The following is a 20,217-nucleotide window of genomic DNA, read 5'->3' on the forward strand; positions in this document are numbered from 1 at the left end:
TTCATCCAGGTTACTTACCTTCAACATGCCAATGACCTCGAACGATTGCCTGGGTAAATGGAAAACTTCTCGCTGATCCTCGCGATTGTGGTCGTCACCGCACTCGCGTTCGATTTCACGAACGGTTTTCACGACACCGCCAACGCGATGGCCACCACCATCTCGACCGGTGCGCTCAAGCCCAAGGTCGCGGTGGCCATGTCCGCCGTGCTGAACCTTGTGGGCGCCTTCCTCTCGGTGGAGGTCGCCAACACGATCTCCAAGGGTCTCGTCGACGAGACCGGCATCCGTCCCGAGGTCATCTTCGCCGCCCTGGTCGGCGCGATCCTCTGGAACCTGCTGACCTGGCTGGTGGGACTGCCCTCCAGCTCCTCGCACGCCCTCATGGGCGGTCTGATCGGCGCCACCATCGCCTCGGCCGGCTTCGGCGCGGTGCACGGCGACGCGCTCGTCACCAAGGTCCTGATCCCGGCGGTCGCCGCGCCGATCGTCGCGGGCGTCGCCGCCATGCTGGCCACCCGGCTCTCCTACTCGCTGGGCAAGAAGGCCGACGGCAAGGCCGCCGCGAAGGGCTACCGCACCGGCCAGATCGCCTCGGCCGGCCTGGTCTCGCTCGCCCACGGCACCAACGACGCGCAGAAGACGATGGGCATCATCACCCTCGCCCTGGTCGCCGGCGGCGCCGTCGCCCCCGACTCCGACCCGCCCACCTGGGTCATCCTCTCCGCGGGTCTGGCCATCGCGCTCGGCACCTACCTCGGCGGCTGGCGCATCATCCGCACCATGGGCAAGGGCCTGACCGACCTCCAGCCGCAGCAGGGCTTCGCCGCCCAGACCAGCGCGGCCACCGTCATCCTGGCCTCCTCCCACCTCGGCTTCTCCCTCTCCACCACGCACTCCGTCTCCGGTTCGGTGATGGGCGCGGGCCTCGGCCGCAAGGGCGGGGTCGTGCGGTGGTCCACGGCCACCCGGATGTTCGTGGCCTGGGGGCTGACGCTGCCGGCGGCGGCCCTGGTGGGTGCCCTGGCCGAGTCGGTCACCGACCTCGGTGACTGGGGCACGGCGATCGTGGCGGTCTTCCTCGTCGCCTCCAGCGCGGCGATCTGGAAGATCTCGCGGCGCGAGGTCGTGGACGCGTCGAACGTCAACGAGACCGACGAGCCGGCCGGCGTGGTGACCACGGCGATCGCCGCCGTGATCCCGCCGCCCGCGGGCCCCGTGGCCGAGGAACTCACCGCCACGATCCCGGCCCCGCCCGCCACGACGGAACCGGCAGCCCCGCCGGCCGCCGTCTGAGCCCGCAGTACTAAGGAAGCCTCACCATGCAGATCGACTGGGAAGCACTCGGCTCCGTCTTCGGCGTCAGCCTCGTCGTCACCGTGGGCCTCGTGGCCCTGTTCACCCTCGGCATCATGGGCCTCTCCCGCCAGGAGCGGGCCACGGCCCAGGGCGGCTCGGCGATCCTCGCGGTCACCGGCGCCTACGCCTGCTTCGCGGCGTGCGCGGCTGCGGTGGCCTACGGGATCCATCTGATCGTGGCCTGACGGCACTCCCGTCACTCGACGGCCGGGCGGGCACGGAACCTCGGTTTCCGTGCCCGCCCGGCCGTCTTCCGTGACCGGCGGTGTGGGGTTCTGCACACTCCCCCGCCGCAGGTCAACAGCAAGTTGACGGGTCTTGAAGGCCCGTGGTGGACTGCCGGAGCCATATACGGCGGCAGGAGAGGAAGCCGGTGCGAATCCGGCGCGGTCCCGCCACTGTCACCGGGGTAGACACCCCCGGGAGCCAGGAACTCTCGCCGCCGGACTCGTCGAACCAGGGCGTGGACACCCTGAGTGAGGACATGACGCGATGCTCGCCTGCCGATCGACCAGCAGTACCAGGCACCTGAACGACCCCGCGATCGGCTGACCCGATGCGAGCCGATCGCGTTTTCGCGTACGGCGCCGCCGCCGGCCTGATCGGTGACCTCCTGCTCGGCGATCCCCGTCGCGGGCACCCGGTCGCCGCGTTCGGGCGGGCCGCCGGGGCCGTGGAGCGGGTGCTGTGGCGGGACCACCGGGGGTGGGGCGCACTGCACACCGCCGTGTGCGTGGGAGGCGCGGTGGCGCTCGGCGCCGCCGCGGAGCATGCCGTACGTCCCTCCCGTGCCGCCTCCGTCGCCCTCACCGGCGCCGCCACCTGGGCCGTCGTGGGCGGGACTTCGCTGGTGCGGGAGGCCCGGGGCATCGGGCGCGCGCTGGAGGCCGGGGACGTCGAGGCGGCCCGGGACCGGCTGCCCCATCTGTGCGGGCGCGACCCGCAGGCCCTGGACGCCGACGGGATCGCCCGCGCGGTCGTGGAGTCCGTCGCCGAGAACACCTCCGACGCCGTCGTGGGCGCCCTGGTGTGGGGAGCCGTCGGCGGGGTGCCGGGGCTGCTCGGGTTCCGGGCCGTGAACACGCTGGACGCCATGGTGGGGCACAAGTCGTCCCGGTACCGGCGTTTCGGGTGGGCCTCCGCCCGGCTCGACGACCTCGCCGGATGGCCGGGGGCGCGGCTGACCGCCGTACTCGCCGCTCTCGCCGGGGACGATCCCCGGGGTGCCGTCGCGGCCTGGCGCAAGGACGCGCACCGGCATCCGAGTCCCAACGCCGGGCCCGTGGAAGCCTCGTTCGCGGGGGCGCTGGGCGTCCGGCTCGGGGGGACATTGTCGTACGCGGGGCGGGTCGAGCACCGGCCGGTGCTGCACGGGGAGGGGCGGGCCGTCGCCCCGTACGACATCGAGCGCGCGGCGCGGCTGTCGCGGCGCGTCGGGCTGCTCGCGCTCGGCGTCGGTGTCGCCGCGCGGGCCTTCGTGAAGGGGCGCAGCGCATGACGGGCGGAGGACTTCTCGTCGCCGGTACCACCTCCGACGCCGGCAAGAGTGTCGTCACGGCCGGGATCTGCCGGTGGCTGGTGCGGCAGGGGGTGAAGGTCGCGCCGTTCAAGGCGCAGAACATGTCCCTCAACTCGTTCGTGACGCGGGAGGGCGCCGAGATCGGGCGGGCCCAGGCCATGCAGGCGCAGGCCTGCCGGATCGAGCCGACCGCGCTGATGAACCCCGTGCTGCTCAAGCCCGGTGGCGAGCAGAGCAGTCAGGTCGTGCTGCTCGGGAAGCCGGTCGGCGAGCTGAGCGCCCGCGGGTACCACGGGGGGCGGCAGCAGAAGCTCCTGGGAACCGTGCTCGACTGTCTCGCCGAGCTGCGGGGCACGTATGACGCGGTGATCTGTGAGGGGGCCGGGAGTCCGGCCGAGATCAACCTCCGGCGGACCGACATCGTCAACATGGGGATCGCCCGCAATGCCCGCATTCCGGTGCTTGTCGTCGGGGACATCGACCGCGGTGGGGTCTTCGCCTCCTTCTTCGGGACCGTCGCGCTGCTCAGTCCCGAGGATCAGGCACTCGTCGCCGGGTTCCTGGTGAACAAGTTCCGGGGGGACGTCTCGCTGCTGGAGCCGGGACTGGACATGCTCCACGGGCTGACCGGGCGGCACACCTACGGCGTGCTGCCCTTCCGGCACGGTCTCGGCATCGACGAGGAGGACGGACTGCGCGTCTCGCTGCGCGGGTCGGTCCGGGAGTCCGCGGTGAGCCCTCCGGTGGGCGAGGACGTGCTGCGGGTAGCCGTCTGCGCCATCCCGCTCATGTCCAACTTCACCGACGTCGACGCCCTGGCCGCCGAACCGGGTGTCGTGGTGCGGTTCGTCGACCGGCCCGAGGAACTGGCCGACGCCGACCTCGTCGTCATCCCGGGGACCCGCGGGACCGTCCGCGCGCTGGAGTGGCTGCACGAGCGGGGGCTCGCCGACGCGCTGCGGCGCCGGGTCGCCGAACAGCGGCCCGTCCTCGGGATCTGCGGCGGTTTCCAGATCCTCGGCGAGCACATCGAGGACGAGGTCGAATCGCGCGCCGGCGCGGTCGACGGACTCGGCGTGCTGCCCGTGCGGGTGCGGTTCGCACGGGAGAAGACCCTCACCCGGCCGGAGGGGGAAGCCCTCGGCGAGCGGGTCGAGGGCTACGAGATCCATCACGGGGTCGCCGACGTCACCGGAGGCGTCCCCTTCCTGGACGGCTGCCGCGTCGGCCAGACCTGGGGCACGCACTGGCACGGCTCGCTGGAGTCGGACGGCTTCCGGCGGGCCTTCCTGCGGGAGGTGGCGGCCGCCGCGGGCCGCCGGTTCGTACCGGCCCCCGACACCTCGTTCGCCGGGCTGCGCGAGGAGCAGCTCGACCGGCTCGGCGACCTGATCGAACAGCACGCGGACACGGACGCGCTGTGGCGGCTCATCGAGTCCGGCGCGCCGCAAGGACTGCCTTTCATTCCACCGGGAGCGCCCGCATGAGCACAGTGTTGTTGTTGTCGACCGCCGACACGGACCTGTTGGCGGCCCGGGCCGCCACGGGTGCCTCCTACCGGATCGGCAACCCGACCCGCGTGGATGTCGAGGGCGAGCTGCCCGCGCTCCTCGACGGGGCGGACATCGCCGTCGTACGGCTGCTGGGCGGCAAGCGCGCCTGGGAGGACGGGCTGGCCGTTCTGAAGGCCTCGGGCGTCCCGACCGTGCTGCTGGGCGGCGAGAGCGTGCCCGACGCCGAGTTGATGGCCGAGTCGTCCGTGCCGGCCGGTGTCGTGGCGGAGGCGCTCAGGTACCTCGTCGAGGGCGGGCCCGCGAACCTGGAGGAACTCGCCCGGTTCCTGTCCGACACCGTGCTGCTGACCGGTGAGGGGTTCGTCGAGCCACGCAAGATGCCGGAGTACGGCGTCCACGGTGACCGTGCCGTGGTGGCAGGCCGTCCCACCGTCGGTGTGCTCTTCTACCGGGCGCACGAACTGAGCGGCAACACCGCCTTCGTGGACACCCTGTGCGAGGCGATCGAGGCGAAGGGCGCCAACGCCCTTCCCGTGTACTGCGGTTCACTGCGCGGGGCCGACCCCGGGCTCTACGAGATCCTCGCCGGGGCCGACGCCCTCGTCGCCACCGTCCTCGCCGCCGGCGGCACCCACGCCTCGCAGGCCTCGGCGGGCGGTGACGAGGAGGCCTGGGACATCGGGGCGCTGGCCGACCTCGACGTGCCCGTGCTGCAAGGACTCTGCCTTACGTCGTCCCGCGCGGCCTGGGACGAGTCCGATGCCGCCCTCTCCCCCATGGACGCGGCCATGCAGGTCGCGATCCCGGAGTTCGACGGGCGGCTGATCACCGTGCCGTTCTCCTTCAAGGAGCAGGGCCCCGACGACGTCCCGGTCTATGTGGCCGATCCGGAGCGGGCCGCGCGGGTCGCCGGGATCGTCGTACGGCACGCGAAGCTGCGGCACAAGCCGAACGCCGAGAAGAAGCTGGCGCTGGTCTTCACCGCGTATCCGACGAAGCACTCGCGGGTGGGCAACGCGGTGGGGCTGGACACCCCCGCCTCGGCGATCCAGGTGCTGGACGCGCTCAGGGACGCCGGGTACTCGCTCACCGAATACCCGTCCGGCGGCGACGAGTTGATCCACCGGCTCATCGAGGCCGGTGGTCACGACGTCGAGTGGCTGACCGAGGACCAGTTGGCCTCCGCGCCCGCCCGGGTGCCGCTCGCCGACTATCAGGCGTGGTTCGACCGGCTGGACCCGGAGCTGCGTCGGGCCATGGTGGACGCGTGGGGTGAGCCGCCGGGCTCGCTGTACGTCGACGGGGACGACATCGTGCTGGCCTCCCTCCAGTTCGGGAACGTCGTCGTGATGATCCAGCCGCCGCGCGGCTTCGGGGAGAACCCGATCGCGATCTACCACGACCCGGACATGCCGCCGTCGCACCACTACATGGCGGCCTACCGGTGGCTGGAGAACAGCTTCGGCGCCGACGCCATCGTCCACATGGGCAAGCACGGCACAATGGAGTGGCTGCCCGGCAAGGGGCTGGGGCTCAGTGGCGGTTGCGCACCGGACGCCGTTCTCGGTGAACTCCCCCTGATCTACCCGTTCATCGTCAACGACCCCGGCGAGGGCACCCAGGCCAAGCGGCGCGGGCACGCCACCGTCGTCGACCACCTGGTGCCGCCGATGGCGCGGGCCGACACCTACGGCGACCTCGCCAAGCTGGAGCAGCTGCTCGACGAGTACGCGCTCGTCTCCGACCTCGACCCGACGAAGGCCCCGGCCGTACGGGCGCAGATCTGGACGCTGGTCAAGGCGGCCGAGCTCCACCACGACCTGCACGTCGACGAGCAGCCGGACGACGAGGCGTTCGACGAGTTCGTCATGCACATCGACGGCTATCTGTGCGAGATCAAGGACGTGCAGATCCGGGACGGCCTGCACGTCCTCGGTGGCGGGCCGGTCGACGAGGCCCGGGTCAACCTGGTGCTGGCCGTGCTGCGCGCCTCGCAGGTGTGGGGCGGGCAGGCGAACGCGCTGCCGGGGCTGCGGGCTTCCTTCGCGGCCCATTTCGGGCTCAGCGAGAAGGAGTTGCTCGCCGAGCCGGGCGCCCCGGTGAAGGTGCCGGTCGAGCTGTCGGATCTCGTCGAGGGTCCTTCCCGTACCGCCGCCGACGCGATCGACCTGCTGGAGCAGCTGTGCCGGCGGGTCGCGGAGGGGATGGAGGCGCGGGACTGGGACGCGGCGGCCGTGCCGGGGCTCGTCCGTGACGTGCTCGGCACCGAACTCCCCGAGGCCGTCGCCGTGCTGGAGTTCGCCTGCACCGAGGTCGTGCCCCGCCTCGCCCGCACGACCGACGAGATCGGCCACATCCTCAAGGCCCTGGACGGCGGTTACGTCCCGGCGGGCCCCTCGGGGTCCCCGACCCGCGGCCTGGTCAACGTCCTGCCGACCGGCCGCAACTTCTACTCCGTCGACCCCAAGGCCATCCCGTCCCGGCTGAGTTGGGAGGTCGGTCAGTCGCTCGCCGACTCGCTGGTGCAGCGGTACCTGGCCGACACCGGTGAGTACCCGAAGTCCGTGGGCCTCACGGTCTGGGGCACGTCCGCGATGCGCACGCAGGGTGACGACATCGCGGAGATCCTGGCGCTGCTGGGCTGCCGGCCGGTGTGGGACGAGGCGTCGAGGCGGGTCACGGGCTTCGAGGTGATCCCCCTGGAGGAGCTCGGGCGGCCGCGCATCGACGTCACCGTCCGGATCTCCGGGTTCTTCCGGGACGCGTTCCCGCACGTGGTCGGCCTGATCGACGACGCCGTACGGAAGGTGGCGGAGCTGGACGAGCCCGCCGAGTCCAACTACGTGCGCGCCCACGCCGACGAGGACACCGTCGAGCACGGTGACCGGCGGCGCGCGACGGCCCGGATCTTCGGGTCCAAGCCGGGGGCGTACGGTGCCGGACTGCTGCCCCTGATCGACGCCCGCAACTGGCGCTCGGACGCCGACCTCGCCGAGGTGTACGCGGTGTGGGGCGGCTACGCCTACGGGCGCGGCCTCGACGGGCGGGCGGCGCGCGGGGACATGGAGACCGCGTTCAAGCGGATCAACGTGGCCGCGAAGAACGTCGACACCCGTGAGCACGACCTGGTCGACGCCGACGACTACTTCCAGTACCACGGCGGCATGGTCGCCATGGTCCGCCACCTCACGGGCGCCAACCCCGAGGCCTACGTGGGCGATTCGGCCACGCCGGACCAGGTCAGGACCCGCACGCTCGGCGAGGAGACCCACCGGGTCTTCCGGGCCCGGGTGGTCAACCCGCGCTGGATGGCCGCCATGCGGCGGCACGGCTACAAGGGCGCCTTCGAGATGGCGGCGACCGTCGACTACCTCTTCGGCTACGACGCCACGGCCGGCGTGGTCGACGACTGGATGTACGAGAAGCTCAGCGCGGAGTACGTCTTCGACGCCGAGAACCGGGACTTCATGAAGAAGTCCAACCCGTGGGCCCTGCGGGGCATCACGGAACGGCTCCTGGAGGCCGCCGACCGCGGACTGTGGGCCGAGCCGGACGCGGACACGCTGGAGCGGCTGCGGGCCACGTACCTGGAGCTCGAGGGCGACTTGGAGGGTGACGAGAAGTGAGTACCCCGTTTCCGTTCACGGCCGTCGTCGGCCAGGACGACCTGCGGCTCGCGCTGCTGCTGAACGCCGTCTCGCCGCAGGTCGGCGGCGTGCTGGTGCGCGGCGAGAAGGGCACCGCCAAGTCGACGGCGGTCCGCGCCCTGTCGGCGCTGCTGCCCGAGGTCGCCGTCGTCCCCGGCTGCCGGTTCTCCTGCGACCCGGCCGCTCCGGACCCCGCCTGCCCGGACGGACCGCACGAGCCGGGACCGGGCACCTCCCGGCCGTCCCGCATGGTCGAACTCCCCGTCGGCGCCTCCGAGGACCGGCTCGTCGGCGCCCTCGACATCGAGCGGGCGCTCGCGGAGGGCGTGAAGGCCTTCGAGCCGGGACTCCTCGCCGACGCGCACCGCGGGATCCTCTACGTCGACGAGGTCAACCTCCTCCACGACCACCTCGTCGACCTCCTCCTCGACGCGGCCGCGATGGGGGCGTCGTACGTCGAGCGCGAGGGCGTCTCCGTGCGGCACGCCTCGAAGTTCCTGCTGGTCGGCACCATGAACCCCGAAGAGGGCGAGCTGCGGCCGCAGTTGCTCGACCGGTTCGGGCTGACCGTCGAGGTCGCGGCCTCCCGGGAGCCGGACCAGCGGGTGGAGGTCGTACGGCGACGGCTCGCCCACGACGACGACCCGGCCGGTTTCGCCGCACGCTGGGCGGACGAGGAGGCTGCCGTACGGCAACGGATCGTCGCCGCGCGGGAGTTGCTGCCGTCGGTGCGGCTGGGTGACGGGGCGCTGCGGCAGATCGCGGCGACCTGTGCCGCGTTCGAGGTAGACGGCATGCGGGCCGACATCGTGATGGCCCGGACCGCGACCGCGCTAGCCGCTTGGGCCGGGCGGACCGATGTGCTCGCGGAGGACGTGCGGCAGGCCGCGCTGCTGGCGCTGCCGCACCGCAGGCGCCGTAACCCCTTCGACGCGCCGGGGCTCGACGAGGACAAGCTCGACGAGACGCTGGAGGAGTTCAGCGGCGAGGGCGACGAGGACCCCGATCCGGACGGGCCCGGTGGGGGTGGTGGGCAGCCGCCGTCGTCGGACGGGCCGCAGTCCGACGGGGGTGGGTCCGGCGCTCAGCCGGAGGCCGGTGAGGACGGCGAGCCGCAGGCGTCCGGGGCCGGTGCCGGGGAGCAGGCCGCCGCACGGGCCTCCGAGCCGTTCCGCACGAAGGCGCTGAGCGTTCCCGGACTCGGGGACGGCGTCGCCGGGCGGCGGTCGCGGGCGCGGACCGAGCACGGGCGGACGACCGGGGCGCGGCGGCCCCGCGGGGCGCTCACCAAGCTGCACCTGGCGGCCACCGTGCAGGCGGCCGCCCCGCACCAGCGGGCCCGTGGGCGCTCGGGGCGCGGTCTCGTCGTCCGGCGCGACGACCTGCGGCAGGCCACGCGTGAGGGGCGCGAGGGCAATCTCGTGCTGTTCGTCGTCGACGCCTCGGGGTCGATGGCGGCGCGGCAGCGGATGAGCGCGGTCAAGGGGGCGGTGCTGTCGCTGCTCCTCGACGCGTACCAGCGGCGGGACAAGGTGGGTCTTGTGACGTTCCGGGGGTCGGCGGCGGAGGTCGCGTTGCCGCCGACGTCGTCGGTGGACGCGGCGGCGGCCCGGCTGGAGACGCTGCCGACGGGCGGGCGCACCCCGCTCGCGGCCGGGCTGCTGCGGGCGCACGAGGTGCTGCGGGTGGAGCGGCTGCGGGACCCGGCGCGGCGGGCGCTGGTCGTCGTGGTGACGGACGGCAGGGCCACCGGAGGGCCCGAGCCGGTCGCGCTCGCGGGGCGGGCGGCCCGGCTGTTCGCCGCGGAGGGGATCGCCTCGGTGGTCGTGGACTGCGAGTCCGGGCCGGTACGGCTGGGGCTCGCCGGGCAGCTCGCCGGTGAACTGGCGGGTACCGCGGTGACGCTGGACGAGTTGCGGGCCGACTCGATCGCCGGACTGGTGAAGGACGTACAGAGGAGGGCCGCGTAATGCCGCAGGGACAGCCGAGTGTGGTGCCGGACGACGGCCTGACGACCCGGCAGCGCCGGAACCGGCCGCTGGTCGTCGTGCACACCGGGATCGGCAAGGGCAAGTCCACCGCCGCCTTCGGGCTCGCGCTGCGGGCCTGGAACCAGGGGTGGCCCATCGGGGTGTTCCAGTTCGTCAAGTCGGCGAAGTGGAAGGTCGGCGAGGAGAACGCGCTGCGGGTGCTCGGGGCGTCCGGGGAGGGCGGGTCCGTCGACTGGCACAAGATGGGCGAGGGCTGGTCCTGGGTGCAGCGTGATGCCCAGATGGACAACGAGGAGAAGGCCCGGGAGGGCTGGGAGCAGGTCAAGCGGGACCTCGCCGCCGAGACGTACAAGCTGTACGTGCTCGACGAGTTCGCCTACCCGATGCACTGGGGCTGGGTCGACACGGACGAGGTCGTGGAGGTGCTGCGGAGCCGGCCGGGTACCCAGCATGTCGTGATCACCGGGCGGAACGCGCCCGGGAAACTCGTCGACTTCGCCGATCTCGTCACCGACATGTCCAAGGTCAAGCACCCGATGGACGCGGGACAGAAGGGCCAGAGGGGCATCGAGTGGTGATGTCGTCGTGACTTCCTCGTCCTCCGTCCCCCGGCTGGTCGTCGCCGCGCCCTCCTCGGGCAGCGGCAAGACCACCGTCGCCACGGGGCTGATGGCCGCGTTCGCCGCGCGGGGGCTCGCCGTGTCCCCGCACAAGGTCGGACCGGACTACATCGACCCCGGGTACCACGCGCTCGCGAGCGGACGGGTGGGGCGGAACCTCGACGCGTACCTGTGCGGTCCTGAGCTGGTGGCTCCGCTGTTCCTGCACGGGGCGCGGGGGGCCGACATCGCCGTCGTCGAGGGGGTGATGGGGATGTTCGACGGAGCCGCGGGCGAGGGTGAACTGGCGTCCACCGCCCATGTCGCCAAGCTGCTGCGGGCTCCCGTGGTGCTGGTCGTCGACGCCTCGTCGCAGTCCCGGTCCGTGGCCGCGCTGGTGCACGGGTTCGCTTCGTGGGACCCGGAGGTGCGGGTCGGGGGCGTGATCCTCAACAAGGTCGCCTCCGACCGGCACGAGGCGTTGCTGCGGGAGGCGTTGGAGTCCTCCGGGGTGCCGGTGTTCGGGGTGCTGCGGCGGGTGGAACAGGTGGACACGCCGTCCCGGCACCTGGGGTTGGTGCCGGTGGCCGAGCGGCGGGCGGATGCGGTCGACTCCGTCGCGGCGATGGCGGAGCAGGTGCGTGCCGGGTGTGATCTCGAGGGGCTGATGGCGCTGGCTCGGGGTGCCGGTGCGTTGTCCTGTGCGGCCTGGGACGCGGCTGAGGTCCTGGGGGCTGCGCCCCCAGACCCCCATCGGCCCGAAAGGCCTCGTCCTCAAACGCCGGACGGGCTGAAAGCAGCGACCAGGTCGGCGACTCAGGGGCGCCGGGAACTGCGCGACCAGCCCCCACCGGGCCCGCAGCCGCGCACTCCCGTCGTCGCTGTCGCCGGCGGTCCCGCCTTCACCTTCTCCTACGCCGAGCACTCCGAGCTGCTCACCGCGGCCGGAGCTGAGGTCGTCGTCTTCGACCCCCTGCGCGACGAGCAACTGCCGGACGGGACGAGCGGGTTGGTCATCGGGGGCGGGTTCCCCGAGGTCTACGCCGCCGACCTGTCCGCCAACGAACCCCTCCGCAAAGCCGTCTCCGCCCTCGCAGAGACCGGCGCTCCCGTCGCCGCCGAGTGCGCCGGGCTGCTGTATCTGTGCCGGGAGCTGGACGGGCAGCCCATGTGCGGTGTGCTCGACGCGTCGGCACGGATGACGGAGAAGCTCACGCTCGGGTACCGCGACGCCGTGGCCGTCAGCGACAGTTCGCTGGCCGTCGCCGGGACGCGGATGCGCGGACACGAGTTCCACCGGACCGTGGTGGAGCCGGGGGCGGGGGACGCGGCGGCCTGGGGTGTGCGGGTGCCCCGGCGGCGGCTGGAGGGCTTTGTGGAGCGTGGTGTGCACGCGAGTTACCTGCACACGCACTGGGCGTCCGAGCCCGGTGTCGCCCGTCGGTTCGTGGAGAGGTGCCGGACGTCATGAGCAGCAGCAGGTTGATCGGGGTCGGGGTCGGGCCCGGGGATCCGGAGCTGGTGACCGTCAAGGGGGTCAACGCCCTGCGCGCCGCCGACGTGGTCGTCGTACCGGTGATGGCCGCGCCTGACGGGAAGGACGGCGGTGAACCCGGCCGGGCGGAGGCGACCGTGCTGCACTACGTGCCGCAGGAGAAGGTCGTACGGGTCGTCTTCGCCCTCAACGAGCGCACCGATCACGGCCGGCGCGAGGCCGCGTGGGACGCGGCCGGGGAGCGGGTGGCGCAGCTGCTCGCCGCGCACGCGTCCGTCGCCTTCGCGACCATCGGCGACCCCAACGTCTACTCCACCTTCACCTATCTCGCCCACACCATCGGGGCGCTCGTTCCCGGCGTCGTCGTCGAGACCGTGCCCGGCATCACCGCCATGCAGGATCTCGCGGCGCGTTCCGGGGCCGTGCTGACCGAGGGCACCGAGCCGCTCACGCTCGTGCCCGTGACGGCCGGTTCGGCCGTGCTCAAGGACGCGCTCGCCGGGCCCGGGACGGTCGTGGCGTACAAGTTCGGGCGGCAGGCCGCCGAGGTGGCCGAGGCGCTCCGGGAGACCGGGCGGATCGAGGACGCGGTATGGGGTTCCGCGCTGGGGCTGGAGGGCGAGTCCATCCGGTCGGCCGCCGAGCTCGACGGGGTTCCCCTGCCGTACCTCTCCACCCTGATCGCGCCCGCGCGGCGGGACGGCACCCGGGGCGGCAAGTTGTGAGGCCCGTCGGAGGAGCGGCGGCCCGGTCAGCCGGCCAGCCCCACCACCAGCCAGATGAAGCCGGCGCCCGCGACCGTGCACAGCAGGGTCGAGCGGGCGGGGTGTTCGTGGTGGGCCTCGGGGAGGATCTCCGCGGCCGCGAGATAGAGGAGCGCGCCGCCGAAGAGACCGAGATAGCCGCCGAGCAGGCCCTCCGGGATGGTCACGAACGACGTCGAGGCCGCGCCCAGCACCGGGGCCGCCGCATCGGCGAAGAGCATGGTCAGCGCTCTGCGGCGGGCGTTCCCGTACAGGCTCGTGATCGTGTACGTGTTGAAGCCGTCCGCGAAGTCGTGGGCCACCACGGCGAGCGCCACGGCCGTGCCCATGCCGCCGCCCACCTGGAAGGCGGCGCCGATCGCCACGCCGTCCATGGCGCTGTGGCCGACCATCGCGGCCGCCGCCGTGAGGCCGACCTCGGGCACCCGCCCGTCGTGCTCCCCGGCGCCGTGCGCGGCCTGGCGGGCGGCCAGCAGGCGTTCCACCAGATGGGCCAGCAGGAAGCCGGCCACGAACAGGAGCAGGGCCGCGGGTACGCCGAAGACCTCGTCGCCGGCCGCGTGCAGCGCCTCCGGCAGCAGGTCCAGGCCGACCACGCCGAGCATCAGTCCGCCGGCCAGGCCGAGGACCAGATGGCGGCGGTCGGTCACCCGCTGTGCCGTCCAGCCGCCGGCCAGCGTCATCAGGAACGCGCCGAGCGCGACGAAGACCGCCATAGGGCCTTGGTATCCGATCAACCCCCGTTCGCGCACATCCGGCCACCGCGCCGACCGCGGCCGTAAGACCTTTTCCCGACCTTTTGTGATGAGAGGACCGATTTCCATGGCCGATGCCCCCACCGGCAAGGTGACCTTCGTCGGTGCCGGCCCCGGCGCCGCCGATCTGCTGACGTTCCGGGCCGCGCGCGCCATCGCCGAGGCCGACGTCGTGATCTGGGCCGCGAGCCTGGTGCAGGCGGAGGTCCTCGAGCACGCGCGTGAGGGCGCGGAGATCCTCGACTCGGCGACCATGTCGCTGGAGGACGTGGTCGCCGTGTACGAGCGGGCCCGCGAGGAGGGGCTCCGGGTGGCCCGCATCCACTCCGGGGACCCCGCCCTGTGGGGCGGCACGCAGGAGCAGCTCGACCGGTGCGCCCGGATCGGCATCGCCACCGAGGTCGTGCCCGGCGTCTCCGCCTTCTCGGCGGTCGCCGCGCTCGCACAGCGCGAGCTGACCATCCCCGAGGTCGCGCAGTCCGTGGTGCTCACCCGGCTCGGCGGCGGCAAGACGCCGATGCCGCCCGGCGAGGAGGTCCGGGAGTTCGCCAAGCACGGCACCACCATGGCGATCTTCCTGTCGGCGGCCCGCAGCGGGCAGTTGGTGCGGGAGCTGCTGGAGGGCGGCTATCCGACGTCCACGCCGGTCGTGGTCGCCTACCAGGCGACCTGGCCGGAGGAACTGGTCGTGCGCTGCACGATCGGGACGCTGGAGGAGACCGTCAAGGAGCACAAGCTGTGGAAGCACACGCTGTTCCTGGTCGGCCCGGCGCTGGACGCCGAGGGCACCCGCTCGCACCTCTACCACCCCGGCCACTTCCACGGGTACCGCAAGGCCGACCCGGAGGCCCGGCGGGCGCTGCGGGCGGCGAAGGGCGCCGGCACGTGATCACGGTCGTGGGTACGGGGACGGGCGCGGCGCCCGCGGAGTCGCTGGCCGGGGCCGAGCTGGTCGTGGGCGGGCGGCGGCACCTGGACGCCGCGGCGGTCCCCGCGGACGCCGAGCGGGTCGTCCTCGGACCTCTGGCTCCGGCGCTGGACGTCATCGAACGGCACCACGACAAGGGCAGCCGGGTCGTCGTGCTGGCCTCGGGCGACCCCGGGTTCTTCGGGATCGTGCGGGTGCTGGCGGAGCGGTTCGGGCCGGCCGCGCTGGACGTCCGTCCCGGGGTGTCCTCCGTGGCCGCCGCGTTCGCCCGGGTGGGGGTGCCGTGGGACGACGCGGTGGTGGTGAGCGCGCACGGGCGGGATCTGCGGACGGCGGTGAACGTGTGCCGGGCTCGGCCGAAAGTCGCGGTCCTCACGGGGCCGGGGGCGGGGCCTGCGGAGTTGGGGGCCGCGCTGGGGGGTGCCGGAGAAGGCGGTCGGGCGGCTGCGGCGCCGTCTGGGCCGGTCGCGCAGTTCCCCGCGCCTTTGCACCGCGTACTCCTCGTCGCCTCTGCGCTCGGTACCCGCGACGAACGAGTCGAGCGCGTCACCCCTTCTGAAGCCGCCGCCCGCGACTGGGGTACGGCCGTGAGTGTCGTCCTCTGCCTTGACGAGCGGCGGGCTCTCGGTGCCGTGCGCACCGTCGCCGGACCTGCCCCGGCCCCCTCCCGATGGGCCCTGGAGGAAGGCGAGTTCGACCATCGCGACTCCATGATCACCAAGTTCGAGGTGCGGGCGCTCGCGCTCGCGCGGCTGGGGCCCCGGCTCGGGGATCTGGTCTGGGACGTCGGTGCGGGGTCCGGGTCCGTGGCCGTGGAGTGCGCGCGGCTCGGTGCCGCCGTCGTCGCGGTGGAGAAGGCCGCGGACGGAATCGAGCGGATCCGTGCCAACGCGGCCGCGCACGGGGTCGACGTACAGGTCGTGCACGGGCCCGCGCCGGACGCGCTCGCCGGACTGGACGATCCCGACGCCGTGTTCGTCGGTGGCGGCGGGCGCGAACTGCCCGGCATCGTCGCCGCCTGTGCCCGCCGGGCCCGGCGGAGCGTGGTCGTGGCGATGGCCGCGCTGGACCGGGTGCCGGCCGTGCGCGCGGCGCTCACCGAAGCCGGGCTGGACTGCGACGGTGTACTGCTCCAGTCGTCCCGGCTGGCGCCGCTGCCCGGGGACGTGACCCGGCTCGCGGCGACCAATCCGGTTTTCCTGCTGTGGGGCGTCAGAAACCCCGTGTACCGAGAGGGAGTTGCTCAGTGATCGGCCTTATTTCCGCCACCGCGGCGGGGGCGGCGGCACGCGACCGGCTGGCCGCGGCCTGGCCGGACCGCACGCGCGTGTACGACGGACCCGTGGGGGACGCCGTACGGCGGGCGTTCGCGGAGTGCGAGCAGCTCGTGTGCTTCCTGGCCACGGGGGCGGTCGTCCGCCTGGTCGCGCCGCTGCTCGGCGACAAGGCGTCCGACCCGGGTGTGGTGTGCGTCGACGAGGGCGGCCGGTTCGCCGTGTCCCTGGTCGGCGGGCACGGTGGCGGCGCCAATGAACTCGCCCATGAGGTCGGGGAGTTGCTCGGCGCCCAGCCCGTGGTGACGACGGCGACCGACGCGGTGGGGGTGCCGGGCCTGGACACGCTCGGGCTGCCGGTGGAGGGCGCGGTGGCGGCCGTGTCGCGGGCCCTGCTCGACGGGGAATCCGTCACCCTGCACAACGAGTCGGGCTGGCCGCTGCCCGCGCTGCCGGTCTCCTCGGAAGGGGCGTACGGCGTCCGGGTCACGGACCGGCTGGTCGAGCTCTCCGGGCAGGAGGTCGTGCTGCGTCCGCCCACGCTCGTGGTCGGGGTGGGCGCCTCCAAGGGCGCGCCCGCCGAGGAGGTGCTGGAGCTGATCGAGGGGTCGCTGCGGGAGGCCGGGCTGTCTCCCCGCAGTGTCGCCGCGCTGGCCACCGTGGACGCCAAGGCCGGGGAGCCGGGGATCGTCGCGGCGGCCGAGCGGCTCGGCGTGCCCCTGGTGACCCACCCGGCCGAGGAGCTGGCCGCCGTCGAGGTGCCCAACCCGTCGGACGCGCCGCTGACCGCCGTGGGCACGCCGTCGGTCGCGGAGGCCGCCGCGCTGCTCGGCGGCGGTGAACTCCTCGTCCCCAAGCGCAAGTCCGCGGCCTCCCCCGCCATGGCGACCTGCGCGGTCGTACGGCGTCCCGTGCGCGGCCGGCTCGCGGTCGTGGGACTGGGTCCCGGCGCCCGGGACCTCCTGACGCCCCGCGCGAAGGCGGAGCTCCAGCGGGCCTCGGTGCTGGTCGGGCTCGACCAGTACGTCGACCAGATCCGCGATCTGCTGCGGCCCGGGACCCGGGTCCTGGAGTCGGGCCTGGGGGCCGAGGAGGAGCGGGCGCGCACGGCCGTCGAGGAGGCCCGCAAGGGGCAGGCGGTCGCGCTCATCGGCAGCGGGGACGCCGGCGTGTACGCCATGGCCTCCCCCGCGCTCGCCGAGGCCTCCGACGACATCGACGTGATCGGGGTCCCCGGGGTGACCGCGGCCCTCGCGGCGGCCGCGATCCTCGGCGCCCCGCTGGGGCACGACCACGTGTCCATCAGCCTGTCCGACCTGCACACCCCGTGGGAGGTCATCGAGCGGCGGGTGCGCGCGGCGGCCGAGGCGGACATCGTGGTCACCTTTTACAACCCCCGCTCCCGGGGCCGGGACTGGCAGCTGCCCAAGGCGCTCGCGATCCTCGCCGAGCACCGGCAGCCGGCCACGCCGGTCGGGGTCGTACGGAACGCGTCGCGGCCGGACGAGTCCGTCCGGCTCACGACACTGGAGGCCCTCGCCCCGGCGACGGTCGACATGATGACGGTCGTGACCGTGGGCAACACGGCGACCCGTGACATCGCGGGGCGCATGGTGACCCCGCGCGGCTACCGCTGGCAGACGTCGGAGGAGGGCTCGAAGTGAACCGTGTCGTCCACCCGATCGAGGTGGAGTCCTACCGGCGGATGCGTGCCCGCCTGGACACCACGCACCTCCCGCCGCTGACCCGGGCGGTCGTGGAGCGGGTCGTCCACTCCGCCGCCGATCTGGAGTACGCCACCGATCTCGTCATGGACGAGGGCGAGTTGGAGAAGGCCCATGCCGCGCTGCACGCCGGCGCGCCCGTCGTCACCGACGTGGAGATGGTCGCGGCCGGGATCACCCGGCGGGAGACCGTCTGCCGGCTGCGGGACGCGAAGCCGGGTCCCGGGCTGACCCGTTCGGCCCACGCGATCCGGCTCGCCCACGAGCAGGTCGGCGCGGGCGCGATCTGGGTCATCGGCAACGCCCCCACCGCGCTGGAGGAGTTGCTGACCCTGGACGCGGACCCGGCGCTCGTCATCGGACTGCCCGTCGGCTTCGTCGGCGCGGTCGAGTCCAAGGCCGCGTTGCGCGAGAGCGGACTGCCCGCCGTGAGCAACGTGTCCGAGAAGGGCGGTTCGGCGGTGGCCTCCGCCGCGCTCAACGCCCTGCTGTACCACCCCACTCACCCCTCTGAGGAGACATCGTGACCACCCCGCCGCCCGCCCTGCTCATCGCCGGTCATGGCACCCGGGACGATGCCGGGGCCGAGGCGTTCCGCGACTTCGTCCGGGAGCTCGGGGCCCGCCACCCCGAACTGCCCGTCGCGGGCGGCTTCATCGAGCTGTCCCCGCCGCCGCTGGGCGACGCGGTGGCCGAACTGGTGGAGCGCGGGGTCCGCCGGTTCGCGGCCGTGCCCCTGATGCTGGTGTCCGCCGGACACGCCAAGGGCGACATCCCGGCGGCGCTGTCCCGCGAGAAGGAGCGCCACCCCGGGATCTCGTACACCTACGGCCGCCCCCTGGGCCCGCACCCGGCGCTGCTGAACGTCCTGGAGCGGCGCCTGGACGAGGTGCTGGGCGCCGACGGGGGGCGGACCCCGCTGGACCGGGCGGACGTGACCGTGCTGCTCGTCGGCCGGGGCTCCACCGACCCGGACGCCAACGCCGAGGTGTACAAGGCGGCCCGGCTGCTGTGGGAGGGGCGTGGATACGCGGGCGTGGAGACGGCGTTCGTGTCGCTGGCGGCGCCGGACGTGCCGAGCGGGCTCGACCGGTGTGCGGCGCTGGGGGCGCGCAGGATCGTCGTGCTGCCCTACTTCCTGTTCACCGGGATCCTGCCGGACCGGGTCAGGCAGCAGACCGAGGGCTGGGCGGCCGCGCACCCGGAGGTGGAGGTGCGGTCCGCGGACGTCATCGGTCCGGAGCCGGAGCTCCTCGACCTGGTGATGGAGCGGTACGAGGAGGCCGTCAAGGGCGATCTGCGGATGAACTGCGACTCGTGCGTGTACCGCATCGCGCTGCCGGGCTTCGAGGACAAGGTGGGCCAGGCGCAGCAGCCGCACTTCCACCCGGACGACGACGGCCACCATCACCACCACGGCTCCCACTCCCATGCGCACTGACAGCACCCGCAGCGGGGAGGGTCACGACCTGCGGCACCACGGCGACGCCGAGGTGCGGGACGGCGGTGCGCGGCTCACGGACCTCGCGGTGAACGTCCGCGCGGACACTCCCCCGGCCTGGCTGCGGGAGCGGATCGCCGGCTCGCTGACCGGGCTGGCCGCCTACCCCGACGGGCGTGCGGCGCGGGCGGCGGTGGCGGCCCGGCACGAGGTGCCCGTGGAGCGGGTGCTGCTGACGGCCGGGGCCGCCGAGGCGTTCGTGCTGCTCGCCCGGGCTCTGACGTTCCGTCACCCGGCGGTGGTGCACCCGCAGTTCACCGAGCCGGAGGCGGCCCTGCGGGACGCCGGGCACGCGGTCGAGAGGGTGCTGCTGCGGGAGGAGGACGGCTTCCGGCTCGACGCGGCGGCCGTTCCCGAGGACGCCGACCTGGTGATCGTGGGCAACCCGACCAATCCCACGTCGGTCCTGCATCCCGCGGCCACGATCGCCGCGCTGGCCCGCCCCGGGCGCACGCTGGTGGTGGACGAGGCGTTCCTGGACGCGGTGCCGGGTGAGCGCGAGGCACTCGCCGGGCGGACGGACGTGCCCGGACTCGTGGTCCTGCGGAGCCTGACCAAGACGTGGGGTCTGGCCGGGCTCCGCATCGGTTACGTCCTCGCCACCCCGGGGACCGTGGCCGCACTGGAACGGGCCCAGCCGCTGTGGCCGGTGTCCAGCCCGGCTCTCGCGGCGGCCGAGGCGTGCATGGAGCCGCGGGCACTGGTGGAGGCGGCCCACGCGGCCCACCGTGTCGCCACCGACCGGGCCCATCTGGTCGCCGGGCTGCGGGAGTTCGCCCCGGACGGACTCCGGGTGGTGGAACCGGCCGAGGGCCCCTTCGTCCTCGTACGCCTGCCGCGGGCCGCCGAGGTACGACGGCATCTGCGCGACCTGGGGTTCGCGGTGCGGCGCGGGGACACGTTCCCAGGGCTCGGCGAGGAGTGGCTGCGGTTCGCGGTGCGGGACCGGGCCACCGTCAACTCCTTCCTCCAGGCCCTGGACCAGGCGGTGACGCTGGCCCAGGGCTGAGGCGGGCGCCGTCGGAGAAGCGGATCTCGACGGTGCCGCCCGGGGCGGCGGGGGTGACCTGCGCCCCGCCGCAGGGCGAGGTGGCTGTGGAGACCGAGGGGGCCTCGGGGGCGGTCGCCGGCCTCCGCCGACCGGCAC

General features: G+C 73.6%; 16 protein-coding genes and 1 riboswitch. Of the genes, 15 read left to right on the forward strand and 1 reads right to left on the reverse strand.

Annotation, left to right across the window (positions count from 1 at the left end; genetic code table 11):
• Positions 1-57 precede the first annotated feature (57 nt).
• The 9 genes from ACIQJT_RS12810 to cobI all read left to right on the forward strand — a co-directional run bounded on the left by ACIQJT_RS12810 (position 58) and on the right by cobI (position 12,849).
• Positions 58-1,296 (forward strand): anion permease, encoded by a 1,239-nt coding sequence (locus ACIQJT_RS12810; protein WP_402642728.1) that lies wholly within the window; start codon positions 58-60, stop codon positions 1,294-1,296.
• Between the two features lie 26 nt (positions 1,297-1,322).
• The gene (locus tag ACIQJT_RS12815; RefSeq protein ID WP_402642730.1) at positions 1,323-1,544 is read left to right on the forward strand and encodes a hypothetical protein; all 222 of its coding nucleotides are present in this window, start codon (positions 1,323-1,325) and stop codon (positions 1,542-1,544) included.
• 130 nt (positions 1,545-1,674) lie between these two features.
• Positions 1,675-1,818, forward strand: a riboswitch (cobalamin riboswitch).
• Between the two features lie 97 nt (positions 1,819-1,915).
• A complete protein-coding gene (locus ACIQJT_RS12820) occupies positions 1,916-2,857 on the forward strand; it encodes a cobalamin biosynthesis protein (protein WP_402642733.1) in 942 nt (313 codons plus the stop codon).
• Positions 2,854-4,365, forward strand: coding sequence for a cobyric acid synthase (locus ACIQJT_RS12825; protein ID WP_402642735.1), 1,512 nt, complete (start codon positions 2,854-2,856; stop codon positions 4,363-4,365). Before ACIQJT_RS12820 ends, ACIQJT_RS12825 begins: the two co-directional genes overlap by 4 nt.
• A complete protein-coding gene (cobN, locus tag ACIQJT_RS12830; RefSeq protein ID WP_402642737.1) occupies positions 4,362-8,018 on the forward strand; it encodes a cobaltochelatase subunit CobN in 3,657 nt (1,218 codons plus the stop codon). Before ACIQJT_RS12825 ends, cobN begins: the two co-directional genes overlap by 4 nt.
• A complete protein-coding gene (locus ACIQJT_RS12835) occupies positions 8,015-10,009 on the forward strand; it encodes a putative cobaltochelatase (RefSeq protein ID WP_402642739.1) in 1,995 nt (664 codons plus the stop codon). Before cobN ends, ACIQJT_RS12835 begins: the two co-directional genes overlap by 4 nt.
• Positions 10,009-10,608, forward strand: a complete 600-nt coding sequence (cobO, locus tag ACIQJT_RS12840; protein WP_402642742.1) for a cob(I)yrinic acid a,c-diamide adenosyltransferase — start codon at positions 10,009-10,011, stop codon at positions 10,606-10,608. Before ACIQJT_RS12835 ends, cobO begins: the two co-directional genes overlap by 1 nt.
• A 7-nt stretch (positions 10,609-10,615) precedes the next feature.
• Entirely contained in the window at positions 10,616-12,100 is a 1,485-nt protein-coding gene (locus tag ACIQJT_RS12845) for a cobyrinate a,c-diamide synthase (protein ID WP_402642744.1), read from the forward strand.
• Entirely contained in the window at positions 12,097-12,849 is a 753-nt protein-coding gene (cobI, locus tag ACIQJT_RS12850; RefSeq protein WP_402642747.1) for a precorrin-2 C(20)-methyltransferase, read from the forward strand. The genes ACIQJT_RS12845 and cobI overlap by 4 nt, the downstream gene beginning before the upstream one ends.
• 26 nt (positions 12,850-12,875) lie before the next feature.
• On the opposite strand, the gene ACIQJT_RS12855 is transcribed toward cobI, so the two are convergent.
• Entirely contained in the window at positions 12,876-13,604 is a 729-nt protein-coding gene (locus ACIQJT_RS12855) for a ZIP family metal transporter (RefSeq protein WP_365462203.1), read from the reverse strand.
• 106 nt (positions 13,605-13,710) lie between these two features.
• Between ACIQJT_RS12855 and cobM the strand changes: the two genes are divergently transcribed.
• The 6 genes from cobM to cobC are packed head-to-tail and all read left to right on the forward strand — an operon-like array spanning position 13,711 to position 20,079.
• Positions 13,711-14,532, forward strand: a complete 822-nt coding sequence (gene cobM, locus ACIQJT_RS12860; protein WP_402642749.1) for a precorrin-4 C(11)-methyltransferase — start codon at positions 13,711-13,713, stop codon at positions 14,530-14,532.
• Positions 14,529-15,821, forward strand: a complete 1,293-nt coding sequence (gene cbiE / locus ACIQJT_RS12865) for a precorrin-6y C5,15-methyltransferase (decarboxylating) subunit CbiE (protein WP_402642751.1) — start codon at positions 14,529-14,531, stop codon at positions 15,819-15,821. The genes cobM and cbiE overlap by 4 nt, the downstream gene beginning before the upstream one ends.
• A complete protein-coding gene (cobJ, locus tag ACIQJT_RS12870; protein WP_402642752.1) occupies positions 15,818-17,509 on the forward strand; it encodes a precorrin-3B C(17)-methyltransferase in 1,692 nt (563 codons plus the stop codon). Before cbiE ends, cobJ begins: the two co-directional genes overlap by 4 nt.
• A complete protein-coding gene (locus ACIQJT_RS12875) occupies positions 17,506-18,096 on the forward strand; it encodes a precorrin-8X methylmutase (RefSeq protein WP_365462211.1) in 591 nt (196 codons plus the stop codon). Before cobJ ends, ACIQJT_RS12875 begins: the two co-directional genes overlap by 4 nt.
• Positions 18,093-19,010 carry a sirohydrochlorin chelatase gene (locus ACIQJT_RS12880; RefSeq protein WP_402642755.1) on the forward strand — a complete coding sequence of 306 codons (918 nt, stop codon included), beginning with the start codon at positions 18,093-18,095 and terminating at the stop codon, positions 19,008-19,010. Before ACIQJT_RS12875 ends, ACIQJT_RS12880 begins: the two co-directional genes overlap by 4 nt.
• Complete coding sequence (gene cobC / locus ACIQJT_RS12885) at positions 19,000-20,079, forward strand: Rv2231c family pyridoxal phosphate-dependent protein CobC (protein WP_402642758.1); 1,080 nt, start codon at positions 19,000-19,002, stop codon at positions 20,077-20,079. Before ACIQJT_RS12880 ends, cobC begins: the two co-directional genes overlap by 11 nt.
• Positions 20,080-20,217: the final 138 nt, after the last annotated feature.

The sequence above is a fragment of the Streptomyces sp. NPDC091972 genome (genome assembly GCF_044756385.1).
In the GTDB taxonomy this organism is placed as follows: domain Bacteria; phylum Actinomycetota; class Actinomycetes; order Streptomycetales; family Streptomycetaceae; genus Streptomyces.